This window comes from Mesorhizobium sp. M0633 (assembly GCF_040320645.1).
Lineage (GTDB): Bacteria > Pseudomonadota > Alphaproteobacteria > Rhizobiales > Rhizobiaceae > Mesorhizobium.
Map to the genome: position 1 here is coordinate 1 of NZ_JAMYQC010000011.1, position 23993 is coordinate 23993.

29 protein-coding genes are annotated in these 23993 nt (G+C 62.1%); 18 read left to right on the plus strand and 11 right to left on the minus strand.

Annotated features, from left to right (window positions below; genetic code table 11):
- Positions 1-36 precede the first annotated feature (36 nt).
- From NKI47_RS13895 to NKI47_RS13910, 4 genes are all read right to left on the minus strand, one after another.
- The gene (locus NKI47_RS13895) at positions 37-804 is read right to left on the minus strand and encodes an ATP-binding cassette domain-containing protein (RefSeq protein ID WP_352590760.1); all 768 of its coding nucleotides are present in this window, start codon (positions 802-804) and stop codon (positions 37-39) included.
- Between the two features lie 2 nt (positions 805-806).
- Complete coding sequence (locus tag NKI47_RS13900) at positions 807-1883, minus strand: ABC transporter permease (protein ID WP_292655972.1); 1077 nt, start codon at positions 1881-1883, stop codon at positions 807-809.
- A gap of 115 nt (positions 1884-1998) precedes the next feature.
- Positions 1999-2940, minus strand: coding sequence for a sugar ABC transporter substrate-binding protein (locus NKI47_RS13905; protein WP_352451673.1), 942 nt, complete (start codon positions 2938-2940; stop codon positions 1999-2001).
- Positions 2941-3249: 309 nt separating this feature from the next.
- Positions 3250-4281, minus strand: a complete 1032-nt coding sequence (locus tag NKI47_RS13910) for a LacI family DNA-binding transcriptional regulator (protein WP_023677522.1) — start codon at positions 4279-4281, stop codon at positions 3250-3252.
- A gap of 116 nt (positions 4282-4397) precedes the next feature.
- Between NKI47_RS13910 and NKI47_RS13915 the strand changes: the two genes are divergently transcribed.
- From NKI47_RS13915 to NKI47_RS13925, 3 genes are read left to right on the plus strand one after another with little or no spacing between them, the layout of a single operon-like run.
- Positions 4398-5546 (plus strand): fatty acid desaturase family protein, encoded by a 1149-nt coding sequence (locus tag NKI47_RS13915; RefSeq protein WP_023677523.1) that lies wholly within the window; start codon positions 4398-4400, stop codon positions 5544-5546.
- A 41-nt stretch (positions 5547-5587) separates the two neighbouring features.
- Positions 5588-5902, plus strand: coding sequence for a MocE family 2Fe-2S type ferredoxin (locus NKI47_RS13920; RefSeq protein WP_023677524.1), 315 nt, complete (start codon positions 5588-5590; stop codon positions 5900-5902).
- A gap of 2 nt (positions 5903-5904) precedes the next feature.
- Positions 5905-7134, plus strand: coding sequence for an NAD(P)/FAD-dependent oxidoreductase (locus tag NKI47_RS13925; protein ID WP_023677525.1), 1230 nt, complete (start codon positions 5905-5907; stop codon positions 7132-7134).
- Between the two features lie 34 nt (positions 7135-7168).
- On the opposite strand, the gene NKI47_RS13930 is transcribed toward NKI47_RS13925, so the two are convergent.
- The 5 genes from NKI47_RS13930 to hslV all read right to left on the minus strand — a co-directional run bounded on the left by NKI47_RS13930 (position 7169) and on the right by hslV (position 11313).
- On the minus strand, positions 7169-8128 hold the full coding sequence (locus NKI47_RS13930) for a DUF1402 family protein (protein WP_023677526.1): 960 nt from the start codon (positions 8126-8128) through the stop codon (positions 7169-7171).
- Between the two features lie 182 nt (positions 8129-8310).
- Positions 8311-9624 (minus strand): ATP-dependent protease ATPase subunit HslU, encoded by a 1314-nt coding sequence (gene hslU / locus NKI47_RS13935; protein ID WP_352454824.1) that lies wholly within the window; start codon positions 9622-9624, stop codon positions 8311-8313.
- Positions 9625-9628: 4 nt separating this feature from the next.
- Entirely contained in the window at positions 9629-10225 is a 597-nt protein-coding gene (locus tag NKI47_RS13940) for a DUF2585 domain-containing protein (RefSeq protein WP_352590763.1), read from the minus strand.
- A 4-nt stretch (positions 10226-10229) separates the two neighbouring features.
- Positions 10230-10772, minus strand: coding sequence for a GNAT family N-acetyltransferase (locus NKI47_RS13945; protein WP_352590765.1), 543 nt, complete (start codon positions 10770-10772; stop codon positions 10230-10232).
- Entirely contained in the window at positions 10762-11313 is a 552-nt protein-coding gene (hslV, locus tag NKI47_RS13950) for an ATP-dependent protease subunit HslV (RefSeq protein ID WP_023677530.1), read from the minus strand. Before hslV ends, NKI47_RS13945 begins: the two co-directional genes overlap by 11 nt.
- Before the next feature lie 226 nt (positions 11314-11539).
- On the opposite strand from hslV, the gene hisB reads away from it, so the two are divergent.
- The 15 genes from hisB to NKI47_RS14025 all read left to right on the plus strand — a co-directional run bounded on the left by hisB (position 11540) and on the right by NKI47_RS14025 (position 22791).
- Positions 11540-12139 carry an imidazoleglycerol-phosphate dehydratase HisB gene (gene hisB / locus NKI47_RS13955; RefSeq protein ID WP_352590768.1) on the plus strand — a complete coding sequence of 200 codons (600 nt, stop codon included), beginning with the start codon at positions 11540-11542 and terminating at the stop codon, positions 12137-12139.
- A gap of 4 nt (positions 12140-12143) precedes the next feature.
- Positions 12144-12617 carry a DUF2628 domain-containing protein gene (locus tag NKI47_RS13960; protein WP_352576345.1) on the plus strand — a complete coding sequence of 158 codons (474 nt, stop codon included), beginning with the start codon at positions 12144-12146 and terminating at the stop codon, positions 12615-12617.
- 1 nt (position 12618) lies between these two features.
- The gene (gene hisH / locus NKI47_RS13965; RefSeq protein ID WP_352576343.1) at positions 12619-13269 is read left to right on the plus strand and encodes an imidazole glycerol phosphate synthase subunit HisH; all 651 of its coding nucleotides are present in this window, start codon (positions 12619-12621) and stop codon (positions 13267-13269) included.
- A gap of 3 nt (positions 13270-13272) precedes the next feature.
- Positions 13273-13563 (plus strand): DUF1330 domain-containing protein, encoded by a 291-nt coding sequence (locus NKI47_RS13970; protein WP_023677534.1) that lies wholly within the window; start codon positions 13273-13275, stop codon positions 13561-13563.
- Positions 13564-13565: 2 nt separating this feature from the next.
- Positions 13566-14309: a 1-(5-phosphoribosyl)-5-[(5-phosphoribosylamino)methylideneamino]imidazole-4-carboxamide isomerase gene (gene hisA, locus NKI47_RS13975; protein WP_352454816.1), complete on the plus strand. Its 744-nt coding sequence runs from the start codon at positions 13566-13568 to the stop codon at positions 14307-14309.
- Between the two features lie 3 nt (positions 14310-14312).
- Positions 14313-15149: an arginase family protein gene (locus tag NKI47_RS13980; RefSeq protein WP_352590772.1), complete on the plus strand. Its 837-nt coding sequence runs from the start codon at positions 14313-14315 to the stop codon at positions 15147-15149.
- On the plus strand, positions 15146-15940 hold the full coding sequence (gene hisF, locus NKI47_RS13985; protein WP_023677537.1) for an imidazole glycerol phosphate synthase subunit HisF: 795 nt from the start codon (positions 15146-15148) through the stop codon (positions 15938-15940). Before NKI47_RS13980 ends, hisF begins: the two co-directional genes overlap by 4 nt.
- Positions 15941-15976: 36 nt before the next feature.
- Positions 15977-16303, plus strand: a complete 327-nt coding sequence (locus tag NKI47_RS13990; protein ID WP_352576337.1) for a phosphoribosyl-ATP diphosphatase — start codon at positions 15977-15979, stop codon at positions 16301-16303.
- Positions 16304-16321: 18 nt separating this feature from the next.
- Positions 16322-17281, plus strand: a complete 960-nt coding sequence (gene coaA, locus NKI47_RS13995) for a type I pantothenate kinase (protein ID WP_023677538.1) — start codon at positions 16322-16324, stop codon at positions 17279-17281.
- 77 nt (positions 17282-17358) lie between these two features.
- Positions 17359-18366 (plus strand): glycosyltransferase family 2 protein, encoded by a 1008-nt coding sequence (locus NKI47_RS14000; RefSeq protein ID WP_352454814.1) that lies wholly within the window; start codon positions 17359-17361, stop codon positions 18364-18366.
- On the plus strand, positions 18366-19136 hold the full coding sequence (locus NKI47_RS14005) for a class I SAM-dependent methyltransferase (protein ID WP_352590776.1): 771 nt from the start codon (positions 18366-18368) through the stop codon (positions 19134-19136). Before NKI47_RS14000 ends, NKI47_RS14005 begins: the two co-directional genes overlap by 1 nt.
- Before the next feature lie 7 nt (positions 19137-19143).
- A complete protein-coding gene (locus tag NKI47_RS14010; protein ID WP_023677541.1) occupies positions 19144-19539 on the plus strand; it encodes a GtrA family protein in 396 nt (131 codons plus the stop codon).
- Entirely contained in the window at positions 19529-21103 is a 1575-nt protein-coding gene (locus tag NKI47_RS14015; RefSeq protein ID WP_352590779.1) for a hypothetical protein, read from the plus strand. The genes NKI47_RS14010 and NKI47_RS14015 overlap by 11 nt, the downstream gene beginning before the upstream one ends.
- A 91-nt stretch (positions 21104-21194) precedes the next feature.
- The gene (locus NKI47_RS14020; RefSeq protein WP_352590782.1) at positions 21195-22502 is read left to right on the plus strand and encodes a hypothetical protein; all 1308 of its coding nucleotides are present in this window, start codon (positions 21195-21197) and stop codon (positions 22500-22502) included.
- Between the two features lie 31 nt (positions 22503-22533).
- Entirely contained in the window at positions 22534-22791 is a 258-nt protein-coding gene (locus tag NKI47_RS14025) for a hypothetical protein (RefSeq protein ID WP_352590785.1), read from the plus strand.
- Here NKI47_RS14025 and NKI47_RS14030 read toward each other — a convergent pair.
- Entirely contained in the window at positions 22754-23371 is a 618-nt protein-coding gene (locus NKI47_RS14030) for an alpha-ketoglutarate-dependent dioxygenase AlkB family protein (RefSeq protein ID WP_352590788.1), read from the minus strand. The two genes, NKI47_RS14025 and NKI47_RS14030, sit on opposite strands and share 38 nt — an antisense overlap.
- A gap of 131 nt (positions 23372-23502) precedes the next feature.
- Positions 23503-23940, minus strand: a complete 438-nt coding sequence (gene arfB / locus NKI47_RS14035) for an alternative ribosome rescue aminoacyl-tRNA hydrolase ArfB (protein WP_023677545.1) — start codon at positions 23938-23940, stop codon at positions 23503-23505.
- Between the last annotated feature and the right edge of the window lie 53 nt (positions 23941-23993).

Below are 23993 nucleotides of genomic sequence, written 5' to 3' on the forward strand. Positions count from 1 at the left end.
GAGCGCGTGTTAGCGCCTGGGGCTCGGCGTTGTCCGTTACGCCGCACGTTCCGCCTGGCCGGTCTTGGCGCCGGTGATGTTGGAGACGATATCGTTGCCGTCGGTGTCCTGCTTGCGCAAATTGGCGACGATGCGGCCGCGCCGGAAAACGACGATGCGGTCGACCAGGTCGAACACCTGGCGCATGTTGTGAGAGATCAGGATCAGCGGTTCGCCATTCTCCTTCAGCGTGCGGATGATGTTTTCGACCTGCATCGTCTCCTGCACGCCGAGTGCCGCCGTCGGCTCATCCATGATGATGAGCTTGGAAGCAAAGGTCGCGGTTCTGGCAATTGCTACGCACTGGCGCTGGCCGCCCGACATATGACGGATGGTGTTGGAAAGATTGGGGATCTTGACCGCTGTCCGGACCAAGGCTGCCTCGGTCGCCTTGCGCATGAACTTGCGATCGAGGATCGAGAAGGGCCCGAGATTGAAAAGCACCCGCTCGCGGCCGAGGAACAGGTTCGACGGCACGTCGAGGTCGTCGGCGAGCGCCAGGTTCTGGAACACCGTCTCGATGCCCGCCTCGCGGGCTTCGATGGGGCCGGCAAAATTCACTTCCTTGCCGTCGAACCACATCCTGCCGCTGGTGCGCTGCTCGACGCCGGTGATCTGGCGTACGAAGGTCGATTTGCCGGCGCCATTGTCGCCCATGATGGCGACATGCTCGCCCTTGCGCAGCTCGAAGTCGGCACCCTCCAGCGCATGGACGCCGCCATAATACTTGGTCAGGTTTTCGGTTTTCAGGACGATGTCCGACATGATCAAGCCCTCATTGCCCGCAGGCGTTGGCGCCACTGGTCGAGAACGACTGCGCCGACGATGATCACGCCTTTGACCATCTCCTGATAATAGGCGTCGAGGCGCAGAAAGGTGAAGCCGGAGATGATGACGCCGAAGATCAGCGAGCCGATCACTGTCCCGATAATCGAACCGCGGCCGCCCGACAGCGAGACGCCGCCGATAACCGCCATGGCGATCGCGTCGAGCTCGTACATTACACCCATGCCGGCCTGGGCGGTGAGATTCTTGGAGCTCAGCACCACGGCGGCGAGCGCGGCGAGGACGCCGGCAATGACGTAGACGAGGATCTTGTGGTTGGCGATGTTGATGCCGGACATGCGCGCGGCGTCCTCATTGGAGCCGATTGCATAGCAGTGCTTGCCATATTTGGTGTAACTCAGGATCAGCTGGAACAGCACTGCGAGCGATATGAAAATGATGACCGGCATCAGCCCCTTGCCGATGGCGGCGAAACTCTCGGTCGGAAACGAGATCGGCTGCCCCTTTGACCACCATTTGGCGATGCCGCGCGCGGTGACCATCATGCCGAGCGTGGCGATGAACGGCGGGATGCGCGTGTAGGCGATCAAAGCGCCGTTGACCAGGCCGGCAAGCAGGCCGCAGCCGATCGCGACCAGCACGGGCACGATCACCGGCAGGTCGGTCCAGCCCTGGGCGATGAACATCGCCTTCGGGTTCGGGTTGCCATTGACGGTCGCCACCTGGGCGAAGCTCATGGCTATCATCGCCGTGGCGCCGACGATCGAACCTGAGGACAGGTCGATGCCGCCGGTAATGATCACCTGCGTCACGCCGATGGCAATGATGCCGACTATCGACACCTGCAGGATGATGATCTGCAGGCGCGCTTCGTTGAAGATCGCATCGATATTGTCGCGGGTGTTGAACAGGAAGCTGTCGCCCAGGAAAACCCGGCCGATCAGCTCGAAAGCGCCGACCAGGATGACGAGCGCCAGGAAGACGTTGAATTCGGCCGGCCATGCGCGCCGTTTCGCATCATAGCTGAGCCCGCCGACGCCGTGAGATGTCTGTGCCAATCGTGCTTCCTCCGTCAGCCACGGTCTCCACTCGGCGCTGTTCAGGCCGAGAGGGAAAAAAGCGGAGCGGCGCTGTCTTACTTTGGCGCGCCGCTCCGTATCGGACAGGTCCGCCTCAGTTCTTCTTCAGGAACTTGTCGATATTTGCCGGCGTGACCAGCTGGAACGGGATGTAGACCTTGTGCTCGACCTTCTCGCCCTTCGCCAGCTTGAGCGCTGCGTCAAGCGCGCCGGCACCCTGGCCGGCCGCGTCCTGGAACACCGTCGCATCGAGGTCGCCCGCCTGCATCGCGGCAAGCGCATCCTGGGTAGCGTCGACCCCGCCGACGACAACCGACTTCATGTCGATGTTGGCGGCCTTCATCGCCTGGATGGCGCCGATGGCGCTTTCGTCATTATTGGCGATGACGCCGTCGAACGGCTTGCCGGTCGACAGCCAGTTGGTCATCAGGTTCTGCGCTTCTTCGCGCTTCCAGTTCGACGTCTGCTTGTCGATGATCTTGATGAAGCTGCACTCCGGCGTGGCGATCACGTCGTCAATGTCCTTGGTGCGCTGCACCGCTGCCTGATTCGACAGCTCGCCCATGATCACATAGACGTTGGCTTCAGTCTTGCCGGCCTCCTTGAACAGGCGGCAGACCTCCTTGGTCTCGAGCGTGCCGGAATCGGCTTCGTTCGAGGCGACGAAGGCCTGGTTTTCGGGCAGCGTGTCGACGTTGACCGGCTCGCGATTGACATAGACCAGTGGAATCTTGGCAGCGGCGGCTGCGTCCGACATCGCCTGAGTCGCCGAGGTGTCGACCGGGTTGACGATGATGGCGTCGACGCCTGAGGCGGCGAAGTTCTTGATCTGGTCGAGTTGCTTGGCGACGTCGTTCTGCGCATCCTCCACCTGCAGCTCGACGCCGTCCATGCCCTTGGCCTGTTCAATCATGCCGTTGCGCAGCACGGTGAGAAAATTGTCGTCGAACAACGCCATCGACACGCCGATCTTGGCAGCAAAGGCGGACGAACTCATCAGCGCCGCGAACGCGACGCCCAAAAGCAGTTTTTTCATTTTATTTCTCCTCCACATTGGTGTCCGGCTGCACCGATCTACCCGGAATCCCCGATCTCGCAGGGAATTCTCTCCCGATTGCCATTTTTAGTTCCGGAGGCATTTGCCTGAAACAGATCTTCCGGAACGAAAGAACCAAAATTCTCAGTTGGTGAAATATTTATTCCATTTCGCTTGGGCGTCAAGCGAGATTTCGCCATGAGGAATGGATTTTCGGCATTTCGAGCGCTTTTAGACGGACGCTAACGCAAGCCAGGCCTGAAAGCGTTCTGATAGATTACATCATGTCTGCCGCCGATGACCGCGACGTCAGATGTTTTCCGGCAGATAAATGTCGAAGGGCAGAAAGGTCTGGCCCGGCGCATTCGCAGCGCCGGTCTCGATGGCATGCGCCATCAGCCCGACAAGCTCGCGGCAAAGCGCCGCCAGTGGCGTCGAGATCACCATGGTCAGGAAATTATCTGCCAGCGCCGCGCGGGAGTCGGGCGTGATCTCGTTGCAGACGACCGCCGGCATCTCAGCCGGCTTTGCCTCCCTCAGCGCCGAGATCGCGCCTTCCATGCCGCCACCGGCGACATAGCAACCGGCGAGATCAGGGTGGCGGGCCAGAAGCTCGATCATTGCATCATGCGTGATCTGGTTCGCTTCCAGATTGACCAACGTCTCGAGGAGAGTGAATTCCGGCGCCTGCTCGCGAAAGAAGGAGCGAAAACCGATCTCGCGAAGCTCATGGCCATGGAAGCGATGGCTGCCGACGAAGAGGGCAACCTTGCCAGGTCTCTTCGCGGCCTTCGAGATCATCCAGGCAGCGGTGCGGCCGACCTTGCGATTGTCCAGGCCAACATAGCCCTCGCGAATACCGGACGCAAAGTCGGAAAGCAGGGAGAACACCGGTACGCCATTGGCTTTGAGAGCCTCGACGGCGACCGTCAGCGTCGGGTGATCAGGCCCGACCAGGGCGACGGCCCTGGATTTGGCGGCCAGCTTGCGCATCCGCTCGACGATCTCGTCCGGCGCCAGCGAAGCGGCGAAGTCGATGGTGGCCACGCCGCGAAAGCGCGGCGACTGCGATACCGCCAGTTCAAGCTCGCGGGCAAATTCACTGTAGAAGACGTCCTCCCGTCTCAACAGCAGGAACCCGAGCCGGTATTCGGGCAATTCATGGCGCATCCGCTGCTTGATCAATCCGGCTGCGTGATAGCCGATGCTGGTCGCGGCCTCATAGACGCGGCGCGCGGTTTCTTCGCGCACCGGCAAGCGGTTGTTCAGCACCCGGTCGACGGTGGCAACGCTGACCCCCGAAATGCGCGCCAGGTCGGTGATCGTCGGCCGTTTCGCCATCGCTGCCTCATTCCACTGTTTGGCCCTTTTACACCATTCTGATGGAAAATGATAGAAACTATCTTTGTGATATTGAGCCTATCAGGGCTCGGCGTTATTTTGAACGCTGACCGAATATGATCGAGGCCTCCGCCATGGTGGATATTGGACTCCGAACCGGGAATACGAGCTCCGCAGCGGCGTCCCGACGCGACTACAGCCTGATCGGCCGCGACGCGAAGCTTGCCGTCGAGAGCGGGCTGGCGGCGGCCGAGTGGTATCACACCGACGTGCCGCGCAAGGAGATGAAGGAGCTGATGCAGCGCTCCGACGGCCCGGCGATCCGCGATACCATCATCTGGCTCGGCACCATGATCCTCAGCGGCGCCGGCGCCGCCTGGTTCTGGGGCAGCTGGTGGTGCGTGCCGTTCTTCTTCGTCTATGGCGTCCTCTACGGTTCCTCCACCGATTCACGCTGGCACGAATGCGGCCACGGCACCGCCTTCAGGACGCAGTGGATGAACGATGTGGTCTATCAGATCGCCTGCTTCATGATCATGCGCAATCCCGTGACCTGGCGCTGGAGCCATACGCGCCACCATACCGATACCATCATGGTCGGCCGCGATCCGGAGATATCGGTGATGCGTCCGCCCGATCTGCTGCGCGTGGTGCTCAACTTCGTCGGCATTCTCGACGCCTGGCACGCGATGAGCGACATGCTGCGCAATGCAGCCGGTATCGTCAGTCCGGCCGAAAGAACCTTCATTCCCGACCAGGAGCAGCCGAAGGCAATTCGCATTGCCCGCATCTGGACGACAATCTATGCCGCGACCATTGCGCTGGCGCTCTATACCGGCTCGTTCCTGCCGCTGATGCTTGTCGGGCTGCCCAGGCTTTACGGCGCGTGGCACCATGTCATGGTCGGCCTGCTGCAGCATGGCGGCCTGGCTGAAAACGTCACCGATCACCGGCTCAACAGCCGCACCGTTTACATGAACCCGATAAGCCGCTTCATCTACTGGAACATGAACTACCATGTCGAGCATCACATGTTTCCCATGGTGCCCTATCACGCGCTGCCCAGGCTGCACGAACTGATCAAGCACGATCTGCCGGCGCCGACATCGTCCATCCTGGCGGGCTACCGCGAGATGATACCGGCTTTCCTGCGCCAGCTGCGCAATGAGGATTATTTCATCAAGCGCGAACTGCCGCCGACGGCGAGGCCCTATCGCGAGGACTTCCACAACGACAACGCTACCGCTGCGGTGGCTGCCGAATGACAAGCCCATGCCGAGGGTGCCAAGTATTGGGGGAGCCGTAGATGAGCGACTGGGTCGAGGCCTGTGACGCCGAGGACATCGACGAAGAGGACGTGATGCGCTTCGACCATGGCGGCCGCACCTTTGCCATCTATCGCAGCCCCGACGACGAGTATTTCGCCACCGACGGGCTTTGCACGCATGAGAAGGTGCATCTGGCCGACGGGCTGGTCATGGACGACATCATCGAGTGCCCGAAGCACAATGGCCGCTTCAACTACAAGACAGGGGCTGCCAGGGGCGCGCCGGTCTGCGTCGATCTAAGAACTTATCCGGTCAAAGTCGACGCCGGCAAAGTCCTTGTCCGGATTGGTTGATGATGACGAAGGGAATGGTCATCATTGGCGCCGGCGAATGCGGCGGGCGCGCCGCCCTTGCGCTGCGCGAGCTCGGCTATGATGGCCCGGTGACGCTGGTCGGCGACGAGCCGCATCTTCCCTATGAGCGGCCGCCGCTGTCGAAAGACGCGATGGTCGCCGACGCGCCCCTGCTCAAGGCGATCGCCAGTGAGGCGGTCCTGGCCGAAAGATCGATCAGGCATATCCATTCGGTCCAGGCGGTGGCGATCGTCCGAGAGGCGCATGTCGTGCGCCTCTCGGACGGTTCCGTCCTGGCCTACGACAAGCTCCTGCTGGCGACCGGTTCGGTGCCGCGCAAGCTGCCGATGCCGGGCCTTGGCGGGCGCTGCGTCTACCTCCGGACCTTCAACGACGCGCTGGCCATTCGCGCCCATCTCAGCGCCGGAAATCGCATCGCCATCATTGGCGGCGGCTTCATCGGGCTTGAGCTTGCCGCGGCGGCACGCAGACTGGGTGCGGCGGTCACAGTTATCGAGGCGCAGCCGCGCATCTTGATGCGCGGCGTGCCGGCCGAGATCGCTGAGGTCATCCATCAGGCGCATGAAGCCGAAGGCGTGAAAATCCTGTGCGGCGAGGGCATCGCCGCCATTGCCGATGATGGCGCCGAAGTGCGCATCGCGCTCGCCGGTGGACACGACATTGTCGCCGATCTTGCCGTGATCGGCATCGGCGCCGTGCCGGTGACCGGACTTGCCGCGGAGGCGGGGCTGACCGTCGACAATGGTATCGCCGTCGACGCCGAGCTTCGCACCAGCGACCGGGATATCTTTGCCGCCGGCGATTGCTGTTCGTTTCCGCTCGCCGTCTATGGCGGCCGGCGCGTGCGGCTGGAAGCCTGGCGCAATGCACAGGAGCAGGGCGCGCTTGCCGCCAGGAATATGCTTGGCGCCGGCGAGTCCCATGCGGCGGTGCCGTGGTTCTGGTCGGATCAGTACGGCCTGACCTTGCAGATCGCCGGCCTGTCGGACGAAGGCCGCAGCATCGTGCGCCGCGACCTCGGCGACGGCGCCTTCATCCTGTTCCACCTCGCCGAGGACGGCAGGCTGGTTGCGGCAAGCGGCATCGGCCCCGGCAACGCGGTCGCCCGCGACATAAGGCTGGCCGAGATGCTGATTGCGAAGCAGGCAAGGCCGGCGCCGGAAGCGCTAGGCTCGCAGACCATCAAGTTAAAGTCGCTGCTGGCGGCTTGATCCGCCGCGTGGATAATTGGCCGAGCGCGTTCGGCTAGAACAGCGCCTTCAGCTCCGGCAGCTTGTCGTTGACCAGCCAGCCATAGTAATTTTCCTCGGGCAGTTTTTCCGGCTCGCCCGCAGCGCGGCGCTTGTCGTTCTCGGCCTTCAGCGCATAGGCGCGCTGTTCGGGGTTGCCGACATTGTAGAGCGTCGACGTGATGCCGGGATTGCCTGAGATGTCGAAGCCGGCAATGCTTCTATAGGCGTCGATCGATTTCCGGATTGTTGCTGCGACATAAGGCAGTGTCAGGTCAGGATCCATGATGGTCTTGTAGACCGCGTTGGGATCGCCGACGTCGAGTTCCGGCAGGCCGGAAACCTTGTGCACGAGGTCGCTCATTTGCAGCGCCGTCAGCGGATTGAGCTGGCCAAGGCCAAAAGTCTGGCCGGCATAATAAGGCTGGAAGAAAGTGGCGCCTAAGCGGTCGTTGGGAAAGCTCTCGCCGTCGACGGTCTTGCCGCGGAACGACCGGTTCCACACCTGTTCGCGGCACTCCCACAGATCGTAGCTGTCGGACTTCCCTGCGCATTTCGCAAATTGCGGCCGCTGCACGAAATCGGAGATGTCCTCGCCATCATAGGCAAAGGAGAGCTTGCTCGACAGATACGAAATCGCCTTGACGTAGTAGGTCTGCAGCCGGTCGTAGGCATCGACATTGTAGGTGTGCTCGCCGACGATGGCGCCGACGATATGCATTGGGTCGATGCCATAGGCCGCGGCTGCCTGCTTGATCTTGCCGCGCAGCTCGGCATCATTCTGGAGCAGCGCAAAGACTTTGCGGTATTTCGCCTGGAAGGTGGTGTTGGTCGCCTGGGTGCGCCGGCTCGAAGCGCCCGGTATGTCGGGCTGCTCGGTGTTGCGGTTGCCCGGCGGCACCATCGTTGCCGCTTGCGCGGCGAACATGGCTGCCGCCAGCGTCAGCCCCAAAATGACGAGGATCAGTTTTTTCATGCGCCGCCGCCCAAATAGTCGCCGGCAAACTAGGTAATGCTCCACCGGGAGTCGAGAGACGCCTGCACCCGACGGGACGAAAGCTTGCCGGATGCTTCCATTTGGCCACACATCGGGAATGCTGGGCCAAATTGGGGAGGCCGGGAGCAATTCCCCGACCCTCTTCGAGAATGAAGCGTCTCCTACAGGATGAAACGCGACAAGTCCGTGTTTCTGGAGAGGTCGCCGACATGCTTCTCGACATAGGCGGCATCGATGGTCACCGAGGTGCCGTTGCGGTCCGGCGCGTCATAGGAGATATCGTCCAGCACCCGTTCCATCACCGTCTGCAGCCGCCTGGCGCCAATATTCTCGACGCTGGCGTTGAGGTCCACGGCGATGCCGGCCAACGAATCGATGGCGTCGTCGGTGAAGACCAGATCGACGCCTTCGGTCTTCATCAGCGCGATATACTGCTTGATCAGGCTGGCTTCCGTCTCGGTGAGGATGCGGACGAAATCGCCCTTCTCCAGCGCCCGCAGCTCGACGCGGATCGGCAGGCGGCCCTGCAATTCCGGCAGCAGATCGGAGGGCTTAGCGACGTGGAACGCACCCGAGGCGATGAACAGGATGTGGTCGGTCTTCACCGGTCCGTATTTGGTCGCAACCGTGGTGCCTTCGACCAGCGGCAGCAGGTCGCGCTGCACACCTTCACGCGAAACACCGGCACCGATGCCGCCTTCGCGCGAGGCGATCTTGTCGATCTCGTCAAGGAAGACAATGCCGTCATTCTCGGTCGATTCGAGTGCCCTGCGCACCACTTCGTCCTGATCGAGCAGCTTGTCGGACTCGTCGCTGATCAACAGCCCGTAGGACTCCTTGACGGTCGTCTTGCGCAACTTGGTCTTCTTGCCGCCCATCGCCTTCGACAGCATGTCATTGATGTTGAGCACGCCGATATTGGCGCCCGGCATACCGGGGATCTCGAAACCGGGCATGCCGCCATTGCCGGTATCGGCCACTTCGATCTCGATCTCCTTGTCGTCGAGCTCGCCGTCGCGCAGCTTCTTGCGGAAACTGTCGCGGGTGGCCGGGCTCGCCGTCTTGCCGACGAGCGCTTCGAGCACGCGTTCCTCGGCGTTGATGTGGGCACGTGCCTTGACGTCCTCGCGCATCTTCTCGCGCACCAGCCCGATGGCGATCTCGACCAGGTCGCGGATGATCTGCTCGACATCGCGGCCGACATAACCGACCTCGGTGAACTTGGTGGCTTCGACCTTGACGAAAGGCGCACCGGCAAGGCGTGCCAGGCGGCGCGAAATCTCGGTCTTGCCGACGCCGGTCGGGCCGATCATCAGGATATTCTTCGGCATCACCTCTTCGCGCATCTGGCCCTCGAGCTGCTGGCGGCGCCAGCGGTTGCGCAAGGCAATCGCCACGGCACGCTTGGCGTCTTTCTGGCCGATGATGAAGCGGTCGAGTTCCGAAACGATTTCGCGAGGAGAGAAGGTGCTCATGTCACTAAATTCCACTTTGCCACTGCCGAATGGACTCGAACGGATGCAGCAGCATGATCACGTTGAGTGTCAGATTGTCCCGGATGAGATAGCCGACACCGAATTCGAAGATGAGGGCGAGGGTTACGACCACCCATATAGGAAGCCTTCGCGCCATGACAAACCCCAGCACCATGGCCAGCGTGTCCGACACCGAATTGATGATGCTGTCGCCATAATAGTCGAGCGAGATCGTGCCGGCGCGATAGCGATCGATGATGAAAGGGCTGTTCTCGAGGAGCTCCCAGCCACCCTCTACGACCACCGCAAAGGCCAGCCTGAGCCCGATCGGCGAGCGCGGGAAAAGGAACCACGCCAGCGCATAGAACAGGAAACCGTGAATGATGTGCGAGAAGCTGTACCAGTCGGAAATATGCTGGGAATTCTCCGAGCTTTGCACGATGCCGTGCCACAGCTTGACATAGCCGCAGGTACAGATCGGCGTCCGCCCCATGCCGTAAAGGACCCCGGCCTGGAAGATGACCAGGCCGAGAACCAGCAGAAGCCCCATTCGCCAACTGTCGTAGTAGGCCGAGACGGTTTTGTCGCTGGATACGCTCATGCTGCTATTGCCCCTCTTCTGCGTCACCCTGTCCGGCATCACCCTCTGGGGCATCAATCGCCATCAGCACGGCATCGCCATATTCCGACTTCCTGCGATCGATAGCCGTGAAACCGGCCTTTTCATAGGCACGGATAGCCCGTGCATTGGCGGGGTCCGGGTCGATGATGACGCGCGGCGTACCTTCCTCGAAAAGCTGCTCGACGAACTGCCGGACGATCGCCGAGCCGTGGCCGACCCCGACAAGCTCCGGCACGCCGATCGACAGATCGATGCCGAGCGTGCCGAACGGCTGGTCGCTATAGGGATGGCCGTCCTCCAGATGCGGATCGTAGCTCTGCAAATAGCCGATGGGCTTTCCGTCGAGCTCGATAATCAGCGGCTCGACCGAAATGCTGTCGATATGCTCGCGGATCTCCGCAATCTCGGTCTCTGGGTCGTTCCACCATTCGGCGACATGCGGCTCGGCAAGCCAGCCGGCGATCATCGGCAGGTCCCTCTCGGTCACCGGCCGAAAACCATAGCGGAGGCTCCGCTCAGGCGGCATCGAGGGTTTCGACGACGAAGTTGTTGTTGGTGTAGACGCAAATGTCTGACGCGATCTGCATCGCCTTGCGGGCGATCTCCTCTGCGCCCTTGTCGCTGTCCACCAGCGCGCGTGCCGCTGCCAGCGCGTAATTGCCGCCCGAGCCGATGGCCATGACGCCAAATTCGGGCTCCAGCACGTCGCCGGTGCCGGTCAGCGCCAGCGACACCGACTTGTCGGCCACCAGCATCATCGCTTCCAGCCGCCGCAAATAGCGGTCGGTCCGCCAGTCCTTGGCAAGCTCGACGCAGGCGCGTGTCAGCTGGTCGGGATATTGTTCGAGCTTGGCTTCAAGCCGCTCGAGCAGAGTGAAGGCATCGGCGGTGGCGCCGGCGAAACCGGCGATGACGTTGCCGCCCTTGCCGATGCGGCGCACCTTCTTGGCGTTGCCTTTCATGATCGTCTGGCCGAGGCTGACCTGGCCGTCGCCGGCGATCACCACCTTGCCGCCCTTGCGCACGGTCAGGATGGTCGTGGCATGCATGGTCAGTTCATTCGACATTTTCTGCTCCGATAAGCACCGATCCCATCGAGGCGATCGGCGCGTTACGAGTGACTTGATCGGCCATATGTATGTATAGGCCGGATGATTGCAAACCGGCCATCCACCGGGTCGGATCGGGCTCCGCAGCGGTAACTGGCAATCGCCGGATCATGCTGCTAGAAGGCTTTCGTTTTCAGGCATGTGAACGCCTGAATCGTGCAAAATCTGAGACAAGGATGAGGTCATGGCGCCCCGTTCCGCCGAGATAAGCCGCAAGACCAGGGAAACCGACATCGCCGTATCGGTTCAGGTCGACGGCTCGGGCAAATCCGACATTTCGACCGGCGTCGGCTTCTTCGACCATATGCTGGACCAGTTGTCGCGCCATTCGCTGATCGACATGACCGTGAAGGCCAAGGGCGACCTGCACATAGACGACCACCACACGGTCGAGGATACGGGCATTGCGCTCGGCCAGGCGCTGGCCAAGGCATTGGGCGAGCGGCGCGGCATCATGCGCTACGCCTCGATCGATCTCGCCATGGACGAGACACTGACGCGGGCGGCAATCGATGTCTCCGGGCGGCCTTTTCTGGTCTGGAATGTTTCATTCTCGTCGCCGAAGATCGGTACGTTCGACACCGAGCTGGTGCGCGAATTCTTCCACGCGCTGGCGCAGAATGCCGGCATCACGCTGCATGTCACCAATCATTACGGCGCCAACAACCACCACGTCGCCGAGACCTGCTTCAAGGCCGTGGCGCGTGCGCTGCGTTCGGCGCTTGAGCGCGACCCGCGCCAGCCGGACGCGGTTCCCTCCACCAAGGGATCCCTGAAAGGATAGCGTCATGGCCATCTATGTCGTGATGGAGCCGCCAGGCCGCAGCGAAAGCGTGGACACTACCTTTATCCGTGACGGCTTTGCCTGGCTCGGCTTCTTGGTGCCGCCGCTGTGGCTGGCCTGGCACCGGCTGTGGGTCGAGGCGGCATTGGCGTTTGTCGCCATGGGCCTGCTCTCGATGCTGGGCGAAAGGCTGGACCTGGAAACAGCCGGCTCGCTTTTATCCCTGCTTGTCATGCTCTTTGTCGGACTGGAAGGGCAGGGCTTGCGGATCGCAGGCCTGCGCCGTCGCGGCTGGCATGAATGGGGCGTGGTCGAGGCCGACAGGCTCGACGACGCAGACGTCCGCTATGCATTGGAAGCCGATGCTCAGTCGGATGAACAACCGACGGTGCAACGCATCGTCCCAGACGCAGCACATGCCCGGTCGGCGCAGATGGGCCTGGCGCTGGGGCTGAACCATATTCCGGGAAAGCCCTGAGATGAGGGTGGCGATCATCGATTATGGGTCGGGCAATCTGCGCTCGGCCACCAAGGCCTTCGAGCGTGCCGCGCATGAAGCCGGCATTGCCGCCGCGATCGAACTCACCGCCGATGCCGAGCGGGTCAGGACCGCCGACCGCATCGTCCTGCCCGGCGTCGGTGCCTATGCCGATTGCGCCGCTGGACTGCGTGCGGTCGCCGGCATGTGGGAAGCGGTCGAGGAGGTGGCGATCGCCAAGGCTCGGCCGTTCCTCGGCATCTGCGTCGGCATGCAGCTGATGTCGGAGCGAGGCCTGGAAAAGATCGTCACAAAGGGCTTTGGCTGGGTCGCCGGCGACGTCAAGGAGATCACGCCGGCCGATCCGACACTGAAGATCCCGCAGATCGGCTGGAACACGATTGATCTGAAGCGCAAGCATCCGCTGTTTTCCGGCATTGCGACGGGTGGCAAGGGACTGCACGCCTATTTCGTCCACTCCTACCATCTCGATGCACGGAAGGAGGATGAGGTGCTGGCGGTTGCCGACTATGGCGGCCCGGTAACGGCCGCTGTCGCCCGCGACAACCTAGCCGGAACGCAATTCCACCCCGAGAAGAGCCAGGCGCTGGGCCTGGCGCTGATCACCAATTTCCTAGGCTGGAGGCCCTGAACCATGAGCAAGAAGGGCTATTGGATGGCAATGGTCGATGTCCACGATCCCGAGATCTACAAGCAGTACATCGAGGCCAATGCCGCGGCTTTCGCGAAATACGGCGCGAAGTTCCCGGTGCGCGCCGGGCGGTACACCAGCCCGGAAGGACCGGCAGGCAATCGCCACGTGCTGGTGGAATTCGAATCCTATGAAAAGGCGCTGGAATGCTACGGCTCGCCTGAATACCAGGAGGCCTTGAAGTACAGGCTCGCCGGCTCGACCGGCCACTTTGTCATCGTCGAAGGCGCCTGAAGGTGTTTCTGTTTCCGGCGATAGACCTCAAGGACGGCAAATGCGTGCGCCTCAGGCATGGCGACATGGCGACCGCCACCATCTACAATGACGATCCCGCCGCTCAGGCGCGCGCCTTCGAAGAGCAGGGCTTCGAATGGTTGCACGTCGTCGACCTCAACGGCGCCTTCAAGGGCCAGAGCGTCAACAGCGCCGCGGTCGGCGCCATCCTGAAGGCGACGAGCAATCCGGTGCAGCTCGGCGGCGGCATCCGCACCCTGGCGCAGATCGAGGACTGGCTCGACCGTGGGCTGGCCCGCGTCATTCTTGGCACCGTGGCGGTGCGCGATCCGGATCTGGTCAGGCAGGCCTGCAAGGCATTCCCGGGCAAGATCGCCGTCGGCATCGACGCCAAGGGCGGCAAGGTCGCGGTCGAAGGCTGGGCTGAAGCCTCGAGCCTCGGCGTCATTGAACTGGCGAGGAAATTCGAGGGTGCCGGCGTCGCCGCCATCATCTACACCGATATCGACCGCGACGGTGTGCTGACCGGCATCAACTGGGACGCCACCATCGATCTCGCCGACGCGGTGTCGATCCCGGTTATCGCCTCGGGCGGGCTCGCCTCGATCGCCGACATCGTGCGCATGACCATGCCCGATGCCCGCAAGCTCGAAGGCGCGATCTCCGGACGCGCCCTCTACGACGGCCGCATCGACCCGGCCGAGGCATTGGCGATCCTGCGTGGCAAACCGATGGCAGGGGTGTGAAACGTGAAGGTCTCGATTATCGTTGCTCCCTACGACAGCGGGCACTATCACGAAGGGTGCGGCCAGGGGCCGGACGCCTTCATCGGCGGTGGGCTGGTCGAAGCCCTGACCGTGGCTGGCCATGACGTCGCCGTCGAAGATATCGGCAAGGTCGGAGACGAGCAGGGGCGCGAAATTGCAACCGGCTTCGCCGTCTGCAACGCCGTCGCGACCAAGGTTAACCTCGCCCGCGATGGAGGACGCTTCCCCATTATCCTTGCTGGAAATTGCCTGACCGCCGCCGGTGCGGTCGCCGGTGAAGTTGCGGATTCGATCATCTGGATCGACCAGCATGGCGATCTCAACACGCCGGAGACGTCCTCCTACGGCTTTCTCGACGGCATGGCGCTGGCGGCGACGCTCGGGCTCTGCTGGCATCCGATGGCGGCAGCAATTCCGGGGTTCCGGCCGATAGACCCTGCGCGCTGCATGCTGGTCGATGCCCGCGACCTCGATCCCGACGAAAAGCGACTGCTGGAAACTTTGCCGATCGTGCGCACCGAATGTGCCGGTGCACTCGATATGATCGGAAAGCTCACGGCGACAGGGACTGTGCGGGCGCATCTGCATCTCGACCTGGATGTCCTCGATCCGGATGTGTTGCAGGTGAACCGCTACGCGCACCCGGGCGGCCCGAGTCCGGAACAGCTACGGCAGCTTGCCTGCGGACTGGCCAGGTCAATCCCAATCGTCGGCGTGACGCTCTCGGCCTACGACCCGGCCTTTGATTCCCAGTCCGAAGTTCCGCCCGTCGTCGGCCAGCTGCTTGTCGACTTTCTTGCGGCGATCGAGAGGATCTGATGCTGAAAGCCCGCGTCATCCCCTGTCTCGACGTCAAGAACGGCCGTGTCGTCAAGGGCGTCAATTTCGTCGACCTGGTCGATGCCGGCGATCCCGTCGAAGCGGCAAAAGCCTATGACGCGGCCGGCGCCGACGAGCTCTGCTTTCTCGACATCACCGCCTCGTCGGAAAACCGCGAGACCATTTTCGATGTCATCGCCCGCACCGCCGAACAATGTTTCATGCCGCTGACCGTTGGCGGTGGCGTCCGTCAGGTCGCCGACATCAGGAAGCTGCTACTGGCCGGCGCCGACAAGGTGTCGATCAACACGGCGGCGGTGAAGACCCCAAATTTTGTCGCCGAGGCTGCCGACAAATTCGGCAACCAGTGCATCGTCGTCGCCATCGATGCCAAGAAAGTGTCCGCTGCGAGCGAGGCTGATCGCTGGGAGATATTCACCCATGGCGGCCGCGAGAAGACCGGCATCGACGCCGTCGAGTTCGCTCGGCGAGTGGTCGATCTCGGCGCCGGCGAGATCCTGCTAACATCGATGGACCGCGACGGCACCAAGGCCGGCTACGACATAGCCCTTACCCGCGCGGTCGCCGATGCCGTACGCGTGCCGGTCATCGCTTCCGGTGGCGTCGGCACGCTCGACCACCTTGTCGAAGGCATTCGCGACGGCCATGCCGGCGCGGTGCTGGCGGCGTCGATCTTCCATTTCGGCACCTACAGCATCGCCGAAGCCAAGCTGCACATGGCTCAGGCCGGACTGCCGATGCGGCTGGACTCGCCGGGTAATCGGTCCTAGAGCCTTTCCGGCTAAGAAGAGGCTGTAAACGCCGTCATGACCGAGTTCTCGCTCTCCGATCTGGAGAAGATTATTGGCGAACGCGCACGTTCCGGCGATCCGGATTCGTGGACGGCCAAGCTCTTTCAGCGTGGCATGAGCAAGGCAGCGCAGAAACTCGGCGAAGAGGCAGTCGAAACGGTGATCGCAGCCGTCAGCGCCGATAGGGCCGCGCTTGTTTCGGAAAGCGCCGATCTCATTTATCATTGGCTTGTCGTTCTCGGCATAGCGGACATTCCGCTGAGCGATGTGCTCAACGAGCTTGAACGCCGCACCGGTCGTTCGGGCATCGCCGAAAAGGCGTCTCGGCTGGACCGGGGCTGATCGCTGCGGAGGAACTCGATGGACCAGCTCGCTCCTACCGAGAAGTATTCACCCTATCGTTTCTTCTCGGCCGAGCAATGGTCGCGGTTCCGCGCCGATACGCCGATGACGCTCACCGAGGACGAGGTCCGTCGTCTGCGGTCGCTGAACGATCCGGTCGATCTCCACGAGGTCGAGCGCATCTATCTTTCGATGTCACGGCTGTTGTCGGCTCATGTCGAAGCCAGTCAACTCCTGTTCAGGCAACGCCAGGCCTTCTTCAACGCGCTGGACGCGGCCAAGACACCGTTCATCATCGGCATTGCAGGTTCCGTGGCGGTCGGCAAATCGACCACGGCGCGCGTGCTAAAGGAGCTGCTGGCGCGCTGGCCGTCGAGTCCCAAGGTCGACCTGGTCACCACCGACGGTTTCCTGCTGCCGAACGAAATCCTGCGCCGCAACAATTTGATGGAGCGCAAGGGCTTTCCGGACAGCTACGACGTCGGCGCGCTGCTGCGCTTCCTGTCTGGCATCAAATCGGCGCAGCGCAACGTCCGCGCGCCGGTCTATTCGCACCTGACCTATGACGTCATTCCGGGCGAGTTCCAGACCATCGACCGGCCCGACATCCTGATCTTCGAAGGCATTAATGTCCTGCAGCCGGGCAAGCTGCCCAAGGACGGCAAGATCGTGCCTTTCCTGTCGGATTTCTTCGACTTCGCCATCTATATCGATGCCGAGGAGGCGCTGATCCATCACTGGTATATCGCCCGCTTCATGCGGCTGCGCGAAACCGCCTTCCGCGACCCGGCCTCCTTCTTCCACCGCTATTCGCAACTTTCCGAGGATGCGGCCCGCGCCATCGCCGAGGGCCTGTGGACCAACATCAACCTGAAGAATCTGCGCGAGAATATATTGCCGACCCGCGCCCGTGCCGATCTCATCCTGCGCAAGGGCGCCAACCATCTGGTCGAGGAAGTGGCGCTCAGGAAACTGTGAAATCCCGGGACATTCCTTAAAGTCATCTTAACCCAGTCTTTCTATTGTCGGGCCTGATCTGCGGGCTCGGCAAACAAATGAATGCGCCATTCCTAAACATCGATCGGCCGGCAGCTGACCGCATCGCACGTCCGGGCAGCGGCGGCGCAACGATTGCCCTGATCGTGCCTGTCCACAATGAGGAAGGCGCAATTGCTCCATTCCTGAAGGCGGTATGCGAAAGCACCGCGCCGCTGAAGGACAAAGGCGTTGCCCTCGAGTTCATCTTCGTCAACGACGGCAGCAGCGATACGACGCTCGAAAAGCTGATCGAAGCCCAACAAACCGATCCACGCATCCACGTAATCGACCTTTCACGCAATTTCGGCAAGGAAGCCGCGATGACCGCGGGGCTCGACAGCTGCGATGCCGATGCAGCGATTCCGATGGATGTCGATATGCAGGATCCGCCGCATGTCATTCCGCTGCTTGTGGAAAAGTGGCGCGAGGGTTTTGAGGTTGTTCTGGCCAAGCGAGCCAATCGGTCGAGCGACAGCTTTCTCAAGCAGCGCTCCGCCTCGATGTTCTACCGCGTTCACAACTGGATCGCGCAGCAGAAGATCCCGCACGATGTCGGCGACTTCCGTTTGATCGACCGCCAGGTCATCCAGGCGCTGCGGTCTTTGCCCGAACGCCGTCGTTTCATGAAGGGCCTGTTCGCCTGGGTCGGGTTCCGCACCGCAAGCGTCGAATATGTCCGCGATCAGCGCATCGCCGGCCAGTCGAAATTCTCCGGCTGGAAGCTGTGGAACTTCGCGCTCGAAGGCATCACCAGCTTCTCCACCGCTCCGCTTGAAATCTGGACCTATGTCGGCGCGACGATTTCCGCGCTGTCGTTCCTCTACGGCCTGCTGATCGTCGCCAAGACAATGATCTTTGGCGTTGATGTGCCCGGCTACGCCTCCCTGCTGGTCAGTGTTCTTTTCCTTGGCGGCATCCAGTTACTCGGCATCGGCATCATCGGACAATACCTCGGCAGGGTCTACGCCGAGATCAAGCAGCGTCCGATCTACATCGTGCGCCGCAAATATGAGGGAATGAGCTGATGGAGATCGACGCCTACCGACAGATGGCCGCCACCGAAGACGAGCATTGGTGGTTCTGCGGGCGTCGCGCCATCGCCGAGGCGGTCATTCGCAGCATCGGCCTGCCTGAAAACGCGCGCATCGTAGAGATCGGCGCCGGCACCGGCGGCAACATCCGGATGCTGGAGCAGTTCGGCGCAGTGACGGCAATCGAGATGAGCGATCTCGCGCGCAGGATTGCCTGGGAAAAGACCGGCCGCGACTTCCTCGCCGGACATCTGCCGGACAACATTCCTGTCGCGCCGCAAAGCTGCGACCTCGTCTGCCTGTTCGACGTGCTGGAGCATGTCGCCGAAGACGAGGCGTCGCTTGCCGCGATCCGCCAAGTGCTGAAACCGGGCGGCAGCGTCGTCCTCACTGTGCCCGCACACCAATGGTTGTGGAGCACGCATGATGTGGGGCTGCATCATATGCGGCGCTATTCACGCAATCTGCTGCGTGAACGAATCGAAAGGGCTGGTTTCGCGATCGACCGGCTGAGCTACACAAATGCCGCGCTCTTCCCCGTAGCGGCGCTGGCACGACTGGTGGACAGGTTGCGCAAGTCGGCCTTGCCAGCCGGCCATGCCACGCCGCCAAAACCACTGAATGCGGCGATGAAGGCAGTGTTTTCGGCGGAAGGCCGCATCATACCAAATGCAAGCTTGCCCTTCGGGGTTTCGCTGCTGGCGGTATTCCGCAAGGACAGCGCCGTCGAAACCGCTCGCCTCGACGAGAAATTGGCAGCTTGACCGCGTCATGGGCACCGGCTCGTATCGTCGACTATCGCGCTTTGCGCTGATTGGCATCGCGTCGACGCTGATCTACGCCGTTTGCGCTTTTCTGCTGTCGCGTGGACAGGCAACGGCGGCCCTGCCGGCCGCGCTCACATCGTTTGCGGCCTACGCCGTTGCCGCGCTGTTCTCCTACACCGGGCATAAATATTTCACGTTCACCTCGGGCGGCAGCCACGCTATGGAATTGCCCCGCTTCCTCCTGCTCACCGCTTCCGGCCTCGCCGTCGCGATCGCCCTGCCGGGGCTTTTGACCCAGATGCTCGGCGTCCCTGCCGCAATCCCGATCCTGCTCACCTGCATTGCCGTGCCGGTCATCAACTATGTCGTCCTCGGGCGGTGGGTGTTTCGTGGTCTCTAGCGCGCGATCCCTCAGTGAACTGCTGCCCGGCGCCAACCGCTTCTCGCCCTTTGTGGGCGTAGCGGGTGCTCCGCTGCTGCTGGCCAGTCTGGTCGTCACATACGCCGTCTGGCTATCGACCGTTGCAATTCCGACCAATGTTGACGTGTCGTGGCTTCTGGTCGTCTGCGACCGCCTGCTTGGCGGAGAGCGGCTCAACACCGACATCGTGGAGACCAACCCCCCTTTCTCGATCTGGCTCTACATGCCGTTCATGCTCCTGGAAAAGCTCACTGGCATGCGTGCGGAATTCTGGCTGACGCTTGGCGTCGTTTGCCTGAGCCTGGCCAGTCTTTTCGTTTCCGTCCGCATTCTCGCGCGCGATGAACCGGTCTACCGGCAGCCCCATGCGCTGTGGGCGGCAGCGGCGGCCCTGTTTTTGATCCTGTGTTTCATGCCGGATCAATTCGGCCAACGCGAGCACTTCGCATTGATTGCCATTCTGCCTTGGGTGGCGTTGCAATGCACACGTCAGCGGAACCTGGATTTCAGCGCGGGCTCGCGCCTGGAGCACATGGTCGCGGGCTTCGGCGCGGCGGTCGTGGTCATGGTCAAGCCGCCCTATTTTGTGCTGGCCTTCATGTTGCCGTCGCTCTGTCTTGCGCTTGAAAGGCGGTCGCTGAGACCGCTCTTCGTCGCAGAGAACCTGGTGGGCGCTGCGATCGTGGTCGCCTATATCGCGTCCATCGCGCTCTTCGACCGCGCTTACGTCAGCGACGTCCTACCCTTGGTCAGGGAGGTCTATCTTCCGTTGAGGGCCTCTGCCGCCGATATGCTGGCAAACTGGCCGAAAGTGGTGCTGCTTCTGGCCGCCGCCACCGTGCTTGCGGCCGGCGGCCTGAGAAAGACGAACTGGGACGTCAGGATTCCGCTCCTGACCGCCCTGGGGTTCATTCCGGCCTTCATCGTCATGGGCAAGGGTTGGCCCAATCACGCGCTGCCGATGGTCGTTGTTGCGACACTTGCATTTGGCATCCAGCTTGTGCGGTTCGGCACATTCGGCAGTGCAGGCTTCGTTCGCAAGGCCGCCCTGATCTTCGGCTGCGTGCTGGTGCTGCAAATAGCGGTCAGGGCACAGTACGCGGCGCTGACGACGGATAACGGCCCGATCGCCCGGTCTGTCGCCGCGATCCGCGCAACGGTCGAAACCCCGACCATCATGTCTATTGCCGACCAGATGCAGGTTGCCCATCCCCTCGCCAGGCTGGTCGGCGGCAGGTTCATATCACGCCATCCGAGCGCCTGGGCGGTCTCCAACGCGGACACGCTCGCCCGCGTCACCGGCGATCTCGAACGGAGACCGGAACTTGAAAGCATCCGCGATCGGGTGATCGGCGAAAACGCCGCCGAGATATCAGCGAAGAAGCCCGATATCGTGCTGTCAGGCTCGCCCGCGTGGACTGCCCTGATGCTGCAGGACAAGCGGATCCAGGTCGCCTTGGCCGACTATCGTCTGCTGCACGCCGAGCCGGAAATCACTGTCTATCTGCGTTACACGGCGCCTGCGCCGCTCCAAACCGATTGAGCAGGAGCCCCCGGAAACCCATGACACGGCTGGATCCAATCGCTCCGCTGGACGACATATGGCTCGATCTCGAGAGCCTCGGTGCAACAGCATGAGCGTCTCGAACGACATTGGCGGCTTGAGCCGCTGGCGCGACCGGGATATTGCGGCGTCGCTGCTTCCTAGCCGCAATGTCATGGCCATTGCCGCAGTCACCGTCTTCTCGATCTTCTGGCAGCGACGTTGGGGGACTGTTCCCGACACTAGCTGGCTGATCACGGTCTGCGAGCGTATGCTGTCCGGTGAGCGGCTTTACTCGCAAATCTACGAAACCAATCCCCCATTCAGCGTCTGGCTCTATCTGCCGCCAGTGGCTGCGGCCAGATTGCTGGGCACCGCCCCGGAAATCCTGGTTGAGGCCTGGACATACCTTGCCGTGCTTATCGGACTTTCGCTCTCGGGCGTGATCGTCAAGCGTGCGGGTTTCACCGAAACTGCATCATTGTTTGCACTGGGGCCAGCGTTTTGCGCAATGTTGGTGGTCTTCCCCGGAAATGCTTTCAGCGAGCGGGAGCATATCGGCATGGCACTTTTCATGCCGCTGCTTGCGCTTCATGCCTGGCGCGCGCGCAGAGATGCAGCTGCCCAACCAGACCCCGGGCTCGCCGTACTCGCCGGCCTGTCGGGCAGCATTCTGCTGCTGGTCAAGCCCTACTATGCGATCATGGTGTTGGCGCCGGCGCTGGTCGTTGCAGTGCGCCGGCGCAGTCTGAAATCGATCTTCGCCCTGGAACACTGGGTCATTGGCGGCATCTGCGTTGTCTATCTCAGCACGGTCACGCTGATCCATCCGGAATTCGTGCGCGACATCTATCCCCTCTTGGCGGACGTTTATGCAAAGATCGGCATCTTTTGGCCGATTGTGATCGGCTACGGTTTCTCGTGGTGTTTCCTTGTCTTCCTGATCTGGTGGCTGTGGCCTGCCAGGCCCGGTTGCGTTGGCGGCATCGATCGCTGGCATGTTTCCCCTGTTCTACCAAGCCAAAGGCTGGTCTTATCATGCCTATCCCGCGATCTTTTGCGCTGTGGCAGCCATTTTCTGCCTGCTGGCACTGCCCAGGATCGTGCAGCAGCCGTCGAAGCTGTTGACGTTCGTGACGGCTCCTTCGCGAGCTTGGGCATTGGCGGCGGTGGCAATCGCTTTCTTGCCCTATTGGAGCACCCAGAAACCAGGGCCGGCACTGGTTGCCGCAATTCGCGCCGCCACCGATCGGCCGACCGTAGCGTTGGTCAGTTCGGATATTTCCTCGGGACATCCGTTGAACCGTATGATCGATGGGCAGTTCGTTTCGACCCACGTCAGCGATTGGCTTGGAGCGTTCGCACTTTCCCTGTCCCGGCAGGCAGCTCTCTCGGGTGACACCGCCGAAGCCACGCGTTACCGAGCCATCATGGCGCGCTACGTCGAAAGCAAACGCGAAGAGTTCGCGCGTCTGCGCCCGGATATCGTCGTCTTCAAGAAAAACAACACAATGTGGACAAGCCAACTGATGGGGCGTTTTGGCTTTGACGCCATCCTGGCGCACTACCGCATTCTTATCGAGGACGAGACCGAGCGCATCTATCTGCGCGACGATTATGTCCGCCCGGGCCACCGGCCACCCGAACAGCCTATTTCGGCATCGTCACCCGTCGCAGCGTCAGATTGATGCGGCCGCCACTCCTGAGCAATGCCGAGGTCGACGGGTAGATACGGTCGACGCCGTAAAAGCAGAGCCGCCCTTCGCCGCCAAGCACGACGACGTCGCCGCTCCTCAGCCTGAACGATTTGGTGGCGCCGTCGCGCGTCGTCTGGCCGACCCGGAACAGGCAATCGTCGCCGAGCGACACCGAGACGACAGGCGCGGAGAAATCGCTCTCGTCGCGGTCCTGGTGAAGACCCATCTTGGCATCCTGCGAATAGAAATTGACCAGGCAGGCTTCCGGCGGGTGCGCATAGGCAGATACATCCCGCCACAGTTCGAGCAGCATCTCCGGGATCGGCGGCCAAGGCCTTCCGGTCACCGGGTGGGTCGGCTGGTAGCGATAGCCGTGCTCCTTGTCGGTGACCCAGCCCAGCGGACCGCAATTGGTCATGCGCACGCTCATCTCCTTGCCGGTACGCGGCATCGCCGGCACGAACAGCGGCGCCTTCTGCACGACCTGCCGGATATCTTCCACCAGCACTTCCTGCATGGCGCGCGACAGGTAGCCGGGCATATGGCGGACGCCTTTGGGCAGTACGAGCATCGCGTCGCTTAATCCGTTGGTCTGGAGAAATCAGAATGCCACCGTCAAATGAAAACGGCGACCCGAAAGCCGCCTCCGACGGTGGCTGCGCGCTTTAACCGGCGATCTGAGATCCGAAGCCGCTTTGGCTGTCACTCATCCCCGACCCGGCCGCGCAGTTTCTTGATCGAGCCGCGCCCGGCCTTGCTCTTGAGCCGTCTTTCGACCGCGCCTTTGGACGGCCTTGTCTTCTTGCGCGGCGGTGGTGGTGGTTCGGCGGCCTTGGCGACCAGTGCCGTCAGCCGCGCCCGGGCGTCCGCCCGGTTCTGCTCCTGGGTGCGGAAGCGTCCGGCTTCGATGACGATGACGCCGTCCTTGGTGGCGCGCTGGCCGGCAAGCTTGATGGTCCGTTCGCGCACCCGCTCCGACAGGCCGGCCGCATTGGCGGCATCGAAGCGCAATTGCACTGCCGTCGCCACCTTGTTGACGTTCTGGCCGCCCGGGCCGGACGAACGGATGAAGTCCTCGTGCAGGTCGCCCGGATTAATCACCGCATCGTCGGTAATGATGATCTTGTCGTCGGCGTTCATGCCGCACTCATGGCGCGGCAGGCGAAAAAAGAAAAGGCCCGATCGAAGCCGGG

Excerpts from the sequence above, each read along its gene's own strand:
- NKI47_RS14025 (WP_352590785.1), top strand. The coding sequence starts at position 22,534 with ATGGCGCGCTACGTCGAAAGCAAACGCGAAGAGTTCGCGCGTCTGCGC.
- NKI47_RS14030 (WP_352590788.1), bottom strand. The coding sequence starts at position 23,371 with ATGCTCGTACTGCCCAAAGGCGTCCGCCATATGCCCGGCTACCTGTCG.
- NKI47_RS13915 (WP_023677523.1), top strand. The coding sequence starts at position 4,398 with ATGATCGAGGCCTCCGCCATGGTGGATATTGGACTCCGAACCGGGAAT.
- NKI47_RS13895 (WP_352590760.1), bottom strand. The coding sequence starts at position 804 with ATGTCGGACATCGTCCTGAAAACCGAAAACCTGACCAAGTATTATGGC.
- hisB (WP_352590768.1), top strand. The coding sequence starts at position 11,540 with ATGGCGCCCCGTTCCGCCGAGATAAGCCGCAAGACCAGGGAAACCGAC.
- hslV (WP_023677530.1), bottom strand. The coding sequence starts at position 11,313 with ATGTCGAATGAACTGACCATGCATGCCACGACCATCCTGACCGTGCGC.
- NKI47_RS13925 (WP_023677525.1), top strand. The coding sequence starts at position 5,905 with ATGACGAAGGGAATGGTCATCATTGGCGCCGGCGAATGCGGCGGGCGC.
- NKI47_RS14000 (WP_352454814.1), top strand. The coding sequence starts at position 17,359 with ATGAATGCGCCATTCCTAAACATCGATCGGCCGGCAGCTGACCGCATC.
- NKI47_RS13945 (WP_352590765.1), bottom strand. The coding sequence starts at position 10,772 with ATGCCGCCTGAGCGGAGCCTCCGCTATGGTTTTCGGCCGGTGACCGAG.
- NKI47_RS14010 (WP_023677541.1), top strand. The coding sequence starts at position 19,144 with ATGGGCACCGGCTCGTATCGTCGACTATCGCGCTTTGCGCTGATTGGC.
- NKI47_RS13930 (WP_023677526.1), bottom strand. The coding sequence starts at position 8,128 with ATGAAAAAACTGATCCTCGTCATTTTGGGGCTGACGCTGGCGGCAGCC.
- NKI47_RS13970 (WP_023677534.1), top strand. The coding sequence starts at position 13,273 with ATGAGCAAGAAGGGCTATTGGATGGCAATGGTCGATGTCCACGATCCC.
- NKI47_RS13910 (WP_023677522.1), bottom strand. The coding sequence starts at position 4,281 with ATGGCGAAACGGCCGACGATCACCGACCTGGCGCGCATTTCGGGGGTC.
- NKI47_RS13905 (WP_352451673.1), bottom strand. The coding sequence starts at position 2,940 with ATGAAAAAACTGCTTTTGGGCGTCGCGTTCGCGGCGCTGATGAGTTCG.
- coaA (WP_023677538.1), top strand. The coding sequence starts at position 16,322 with ATGGACCAGCTCGCTCCTACCGAGAAGTATTCACCCTATCGTTTCTTC.
- NKI47_RS14020 (WP_352590782.1), top strand. The coding sequence starts at position 21,195 with ATGAGCGTCTCGAACGACATTGGCGGCTTGAGCCGCTGGCGCGACCGG.
- hisH (WP_352576343.1), top strand. The coding sequence starts at position 12,619 with ATGAGGGTGGCGATCATCGATTATGGGTCGGGCAATCTGCGCTCGGCC.
- arfB (WP_023677545.1), bottom strand. The coding sequence starts at position 23,940 with ATGAACGCCGACGACAAGATCATCATTACCGACGATGCGGTGATTAAT.
- NKI47_RS13990 (WP_352576337.1), top strand. The coding sequence starts at position 15,977 with ATGACCGAGTTCTCGCTCTCCGATCTGGAGAAGATTATTGGCGAACGC.
- NKI47_RS13940 (WP_352590763.1), bottom strand. The coding sequence starts at position 10,225 with ATGAGCGTATCCAGCGACAAAACCGTCTCGGCCTACTACGACAGTTGG.
- NKI47_RS14005 (WP_352590776.1), top strand. The coding sequence starts at position 18,366 with ATGGAGATCGACGCCTACCGACAGATGGCCGCCACCGAAGACGAGCAT.
- NKI47_RS13960 (WP_352576345.1), top strand. The coding sequence starts at position 12,144 with ATGGCCATCTATGTCGTGATGGAGCCGCCAGGCCGCAGCGAAAGCGTG.
- NKI47_RS13920 (WP_023677524.1), top strand. The coding sequence starts at position 5,588 with ATGAGCGACTGGGTCGAGGCCTGTGACGCCGAGGACATCGACGAAGAG.
- hslU (WP_352454824.1), bottom strand. The coding sequence starts at position 9,624 with ATGAGCACCTTCTCTCCTCGCGAAATCGTTTCGGAACTCGACCGCTTC.